The sequence below is a fragment of the Frankia sp. AgKG'84/4 genome, assembly GCF_023242965.2.
Taxonomy (GTDB): domain Bacteria; phylum Actinomycetota; class Actinomycetes; order Frankiales; family Frankiaceae; genus Frankia.
This window is the reverse complement of the sequence record NZ_JALKFU020000360.1, coordinates 1-5,363: the sequence shown is the minus strand read 5'-3', so window position 1 is coordinate 5,363 and position 5,363 is coordinate 1. Positions and strand designations below refer to the sequence as shown.

The 5,363-nt window shown below is 71.8% G+C and carries 6 protein-coding genes; 1 reads left to right on the top strand and 5 read right to left on the bottom strand.

Going from position 1 to position 5,363, the window contains the following annotated elements:
- The 3 genes from MXD58_RS19000 to MXD58_RS18990 form a co-directional block, all read right to left on the bottom strand.
- Positions 1-629: TetR/AcrR family transcriptional regulator (locus tag MXD58_RS19000; RefSeq protein WP_250609659.1), on the bottom strand; the 629-nt coding region annotated here is incomplete at its 3' end.
- 144 nt (positions 630-773) lie between these two features.
- On the bottom strand, positions 774-1,010 hold the full coding sequence (locus MXD58_RS18995; RefSeq protein WP_248838990.1) for a hypothetical protein: 237 nt from the start codon (positions 1,008-1,010) through the stop codon (positions 774-776).
- 1,272 nt (positions 1,011-2,282) lie between these two features.
- Positions 2,283-2,528 (bottom strand): hypothetical protein, encoded by a 246-nt coding sequence (locus tag MXD58_RS18990; RefSeq protein WP_248838991.1) that lies wholly within the window; start codon positions 2,526-2,528, stop codon positions 2,283-2,285.
- 536 nt (positions 2,529-3,064) lie between these two features.
- Here MXD58_RS18990 and MXD58_RS18985 point away from each other — a divergent pair.
- The gene (locus MXD58_RS18985; RefSeq protein ID WP_248838992.1) at positions 3,065-3,943 is read left to right on the top strand and encodes a hypothetical protein; all 879 of its coding nucleotides are present in this window, start codon (positions 3,065-3,067) and stop codon (positions 3,941-3,943) included.
- A 4-nt stretch (positions 3,944-3,947) separates the two neighbouring features.
- Here the strand turns inward: MXD58_RS18985 and MXD58_RS18980 are convergent, their stop codons facing one another.
- On the bottom strand, positions 3,948-5,153 hold the full coding sequence (locus MXD58_RS18980; RefSeq protein WP_248838993.1) for a cytochrome P450: 1,206 nt from the start codon (positions 5,151-5,153) through the stop codon (positions 3,948-3,950).
- Between the two features lie 14 nt (positions 5,154-5,167).
- The coding region (locus MXD58_RS18975) for a hypothetical protein (RefSeq protein ID WP_250609658.1) at positions 5,168-5,363 on the bottom strand (196 nt) is incomplete at its 5' end.

The following is a 5,363-nucleotide window of genomic DNA, read 5'->3' as shown; positions in this document are numbered from 1 at the left end:
CGGCGGGCCCCGACCGCGCCGCACGGGGCCACGGCCTGCGCGGCGATCGACGGGGCGAGCCAGCGGGTGAGGTAGCGGCGCAGCTCGACGCCGGTGCGCGGCGGCGCACCGGCGTCGAGGACGAACGACTGCGCGGTCCGCAGCAGCTGCTCGACAAGTTCGTCGAGGTCATCGGGGCGGAATCCGGCCCGCGCCCAGTCGACGGGAAACCGGCCGATGAAGTCCCGCCCGAGTGTGAGCGTCGCCGGGGCGGTGTATCCCTGCGCGAACGCGCCGCGCCCGGCGGACAGCAGCAGCCCCACGTAGGGTTCGGCCGGCATCGTCTCGATCAGGTACGCGACGCCTTCGACCGCGACCTCGGCGGGCGTGCCGGAATGCTCCGCGAGATGCCGCTCGATGCGGTCGAGGAAACCGCCGGCGGCGGCGGTCGCCGCGGCGGCGAACAACTGACCCGCGGAAGGGAAGTACCGGTACACCGTCTGGCGGGTGACGCCCAGTTCACGAGCGACGTCACTGATACCCGCGCCGACGCCAGCCCGGTCGAGGCAGACGCGCGCCGCCGCGAGGATCCGGTGGACGGCCTCGGCGTCGCTCGCCGGTGGGTCCCCTGACCAGCCATGGCTGCGCAACCGTGCCCCTTTCCGCCGGTTCGAATGTACCGACGGACGGTGGGGATTCGGCCTGGGGCCGCCCTGTGCCTGACCGAGCGGTCGCGACCGCGGATGACGGGCCGCTGCCGCGCCGCCCGGCGCCAGGTCAGGGCATCAGGCTCGTCAGCGGGCGATCGCGGGAGAGCCGGCGGTCGCGCGCCGCCGCTGGGCGGGAACGGCGATCGGGACGGTCTGGGCGTTCTCGTGCACGATGAGGATCGTCGTGATCTCTTGGCGGGCCGACGGCGAGAGGCCGGGGTCGACGAGCAGCGCGGCGATCTCACGGCGCCGCGCCCGCTCCGCGCGGTGGGAGGCGAACTTCTCCCGCAGCGACGGCACGAGGGAATTCTGTACGCGCATGGGAAACTCCTCGGGTTAATAGCAGGGGAAGACGGGCCACTGTCATCCTCCGACTCCATTGTGCACACCGGTCGGCACTCTGCGGCCAAACCTCGACGTGATGTGGACTTCAGTCCCTAATCTCGTCAAGACCTATGACCTGCTTCACTTGGCCGCCCTACTGGCATTGCACCCGCGTCACGGGTCGTTCGCCCACAACCACCGCAGCCGAGTCGGCAGCCGGCTCGACCAGAACAGCATTTCTGCAGGTCAGTGGCCATACACGACGGCCGAGAGGGCCGCCCGCTCGCCAACGGGAACTCCGCGGCCCCGCCGACACGATCCGGACCACGGGGACCTATTCGTTAAACGATATGAGTCACCCCACACCGTCTGCCGGCAACGCAACGCAAACTCCGCCTTAACCGTCGGGTGCCCGACGCCCCGAATAAGCACTGAATACGGAGAGCCCATTCCCGTTCCCGTCGACCGCCGCCCTTTCGAGTGCCGACGACAGCCGCCGCCAAAAGAATCGACAGCTCGCGGAAACCTGCGTCGAACGATATCGGTGGCCGCCGGCGTGTCACCGTACGACATCCACCTCGACCCGGCGACGAGGTGAACACGTTCGGTTACGACCCTCGACGGGAGCCGGCGGACGGGCGGACCGGTATCGGGCGGAGAGCACGGCGGGCGGAGAGCACGGCGGGCGGCCGGTGGGAGTGCCGCCCACGAAGGCTGCGGGTCGCCTGGGATGGCCCGGCCGGCGGTAGGGATCGTGCTCTCGCATCACCGCCGCCGCGGACTCGCGGAGGAAGAACTCGACGCGATCGCGGCTCAGGTCGCCGAGCCGTGTCATGGCCTGCGGCCCGTTCGGGCATCATCCGCGGGATATCCCGTGCGCATAGCTGGGCAGCACGCTCAGAATCCGCGCTGGTCGACCGAGCTGTTTGGGCGTCGGGACCGGAAACAATGTGACCGGAGAAACGATCCAGCGGTACCGGAGTCACCGCCGGGAAGACGTCACCGGACAAATGTGCTGGCGGCGGCGACAGGGTGCTCCGCGCGATGCCTCTGGCGAGAGCGAGAGCGCGGCCCCGCGTCCCCCGGAGGCGTAGCCGCACCGCCGCGCGTTCCAGGCGGGCTGGCCGTACGCCTCCGGAGAGGGTGGGAACAGGTGCCGGGGTTCGGGACCACGGTGGCGGCGTCGAGCGCCGGCCAGTGATCGGGCTCCACCGGCCGCACCTCCGTGTCAGGTGGTGCTCCAGGTCACCGACCTGGGGTGCAGCTGGGTCAGCGGGCGCCAGCGGGCGCCGCGACACGCCGCGGGATCGACCGGCGGCGCTGGACGGAGGCGAGCGTCGAGGCGGCCAGGTCGTCCTGCTGCCGGATCAGGACGGTCTGGATCTCCTGGCGGGCGGCCGGCGAGAGGCCGGGGTCGCCCAGCAGGGCGGCGACCTCACGACGCTGGGCGCGGTAGGCGCGGTAGGCGGCAAACGAGGTCCGGAAGGAGGCGCCGGCAACAATCTGAGTACGCACCTGAATCTCCTTGATGTGTGTGTCGAGAAGGTCTGCCCCTCGAAGTCCATTCTGCACCAGAAGAGGCGCAGCTATGCGGACCCGCGACGTGATCTGGACTGCACCTACACCGGATTCGCCGGGGAATATGAGCTGGCCCACGAGATGGCGCTCACATAAACGCCAGGTCGGTAACCGCCGTCACAGCCGCGCGGCCGGTGAACCCACAATTGCGTCACGCCGGTCACATTCCCGCCGGCCGGTCAGGCGACCCGGACCATCGGGACGCCCGACACAGCGGGCCGCCGGGTCGCCCGGACGTCGCCCCGGTCCATGAGCAGGAATCCATCCGATGTCCGAAGTGGAAACACGCGGCCGCGGCCGTGTCTCGTTGTGTTGTCTGATACCGCGGCCAACCCAGGCCGCACCAGTCGGGGGAACGGGGACCGGGCATGGCTGTTCGTTGGAACAGCGGCGAGCGGACAACGGCAGGATCATCACCACGGGTGCACCGACGCGGGCCCCGCCGCACCGCCGTCGCCACGCTTACGAGGTCGGTGACGGTCGTGACCGCGGCCGCCGCGCTGGCCCTGCCGGGGACGGCGCGGGCCGCGGACACCGTGGGCTATCCGGCTGCCCCGTCGCGGGGAAACGGCGTGGCCGTGCCCTTCGAGGGGTTTGTCGGCGGCGGTGGCGGGCCGGCCCCGGTCGGCGGTGCGGTCGGTGTCGACCTCGTCCTGGGCTCCACCGCCCAGCCATACCTGCCCTGTCAGCACTACGACCAGCGTTCCCGGACCGGTGACACGTTTGTGAACGCGTGCCAGGAACGGGGCAGCTATGCCACTTTCACGCGCTTTCCGGCCGGCGGTGCGCTCGTCTTTCCGCACGGCTATTTCCTCGGTGACACGCAGCCTGACCTGGTCCGCGGCGGGACGGTGAACACCGGCTGGGGGGCCCGGGCCGCCGCTCTGTCGTTCGAGTTCTACCCGGAGCCTGGCCGCGACGCCGAGTTCGTCCACAGCCGCTTCTACGTCGACCGCTTCACCCGGCACGCCAACGGCTGGACGTACTCGGCGGACGTCGGCCGCATCCCGCTACGGGCCCGGACGGATCCGGGCACCGCCCACTTCGGCGGCCGGCTCACGGTCGGCGGCCGCCCGCCCGCGCCCGGGCGGGTGTCGATCACCGTGTTCGGCGGATCGGCGCGCTCGTCGAGCGGCTATCCCCTCTCCTCGTTCGCTGCCTCCACCGGCACCGGCGCGCCAAGCTGGACGAGCACCCCGCTGTACGCCGGGTCACACCGGATCACCGTCGTCGACACCACGACCCGTCGCCAGTGCGTGCTGGACCGACTCGACGTGCGCGGCGACACCACCGTCGACTTCGACCTGGCACTGCCCGGCTTCGGGCACCCGGAGGGCTCCTGCACGGGCTGATGCCCTACCAGGTGACCGGCAGCTCCCGCAGGCCGTAGACGACCGTCTGCGAGCGGAACTCGAGCTGGTCGGCGGGCACGGCGAGGGCGAGCCCCGGCAGGCGGCGCAGCAGGGCGGGCAGGCCGATGCGCAGCTCGAGGCGGGCCAGCGGGGCGCCGAGGCAGTGGTGGCGGCCGAAGCCGAACGCGACGTGCCCGACGGCGCCGCGGGTGATGTCGAGCCGGTCGGGGTCCTCGACGAACGCCGGGTCCCGGTTCGCGGCGGACAGCGAGAGCAGCAGATGCTCGCCCGCCGCGACCGGGCGGTCGCCGACCATCGCGTCGGCGCGCACGGTGCGCGGCACGGCGGCGTGCACGACCGAGAGCCATCGGAGCAGTTCCTCGACGGCCGGGACGGTTCGCGCCGGGTCGTCGCGGACCGCGGCGAGCTGCTCGGGGTGCGCCAGCAGCGCGAGCGTGCCGAGGGCGAACATGTTCGCGGTGGTCTCGTGCCCCGCGATCAGCAGCAGGTTGGCGAGGCCGACGAGTTCGGCGGTGCTCAGCTCGTCGCCGTGCTCGCGCACGAGCATGCCGAGGGTGTCCTCGCCCGGCGCGGACCGGGCGAGGGCCACCAGGTGTCCCATGTACTCCCGGTTCTCGCGCAGCACGTCGAGCCGCTCGGCCACGGGCAGGGAGGTGTCGATCTGGCGGGCGGTGCGGGCGTGGAACTGGTCGCGGTCGGCGTAGGGCACGCCGAGCAGCTCGCAGATCACCATTGACGGCACCGGCAGGGCGAACAGGCGGATCAGGTCGACGGGCCGCCCGGCCCGCTCGACGTCGTCGAGGGCCTGCTCGACGATCTCGGCGATGCGTCCCTCCAGCCGGCTGAGCCGATGGCCGGTGAACTCCGGGGTGAGCATGCGCCGCAGCCGGGTGTGGTCGGGCGGGTCGAGGACGAGCAGGTTGCCGGCGCGCAGGTCGGCGAGCCGTTCGCCGTGCGGGCCCCGCGCGTTGGGATCGGCGGTCAGGAAGCCGCCGGCGGCGCTGCCGAAACCCGCCGTGTTCCCGAGGACCTGGCGGACGTCGGCATACCGGGTCACCAGGTCGGCATGCAGCCCGAAAGGGGTCGTCACCGGCCAGGGCCCGCCCGCTTCCCGGGCACGCGCAAGGTCCGGATCCGGCGCGAAACCCGACCGGCGCAGATATGTCGGTGTCGACTGGACATCCGTCATGATGTGGGTGTCCCTCACCATCGGGTGGCGGCGAACGAGCGGGCGACGAGGGACGCTACCCGCGGGCGACCGGCGCCCGGGCGGTCGCGGGAATTGCCCCGAAGATGGCGGACACGGCCGTTCCCGGCTTTCCTCGCGACCAGGATCCGGTCGCCGAACAGCTGGCTGAGCAGCTTCAGGTACGGCGACTCGCCGCAGCCGGAGCAGGCG

Bases quoted from the DNA above. Each gene is read 5' to 3' on its own strand.
- MXD58_RS18995 (WP_248838990.1), bottom strand. From the start codon at position 1,010: ATGCGCGTACAGAATTCCCTCGTGCCGTCGCTGCGGGAGAAGTTCGCC.
- MXD58_RS18980 (WP_248838993.1), bottom strand. From the start codon at position 5,153: ATGACGGATGTCCAGTCGACACCGACATATCTGCGCCGGTCGGGTTTC.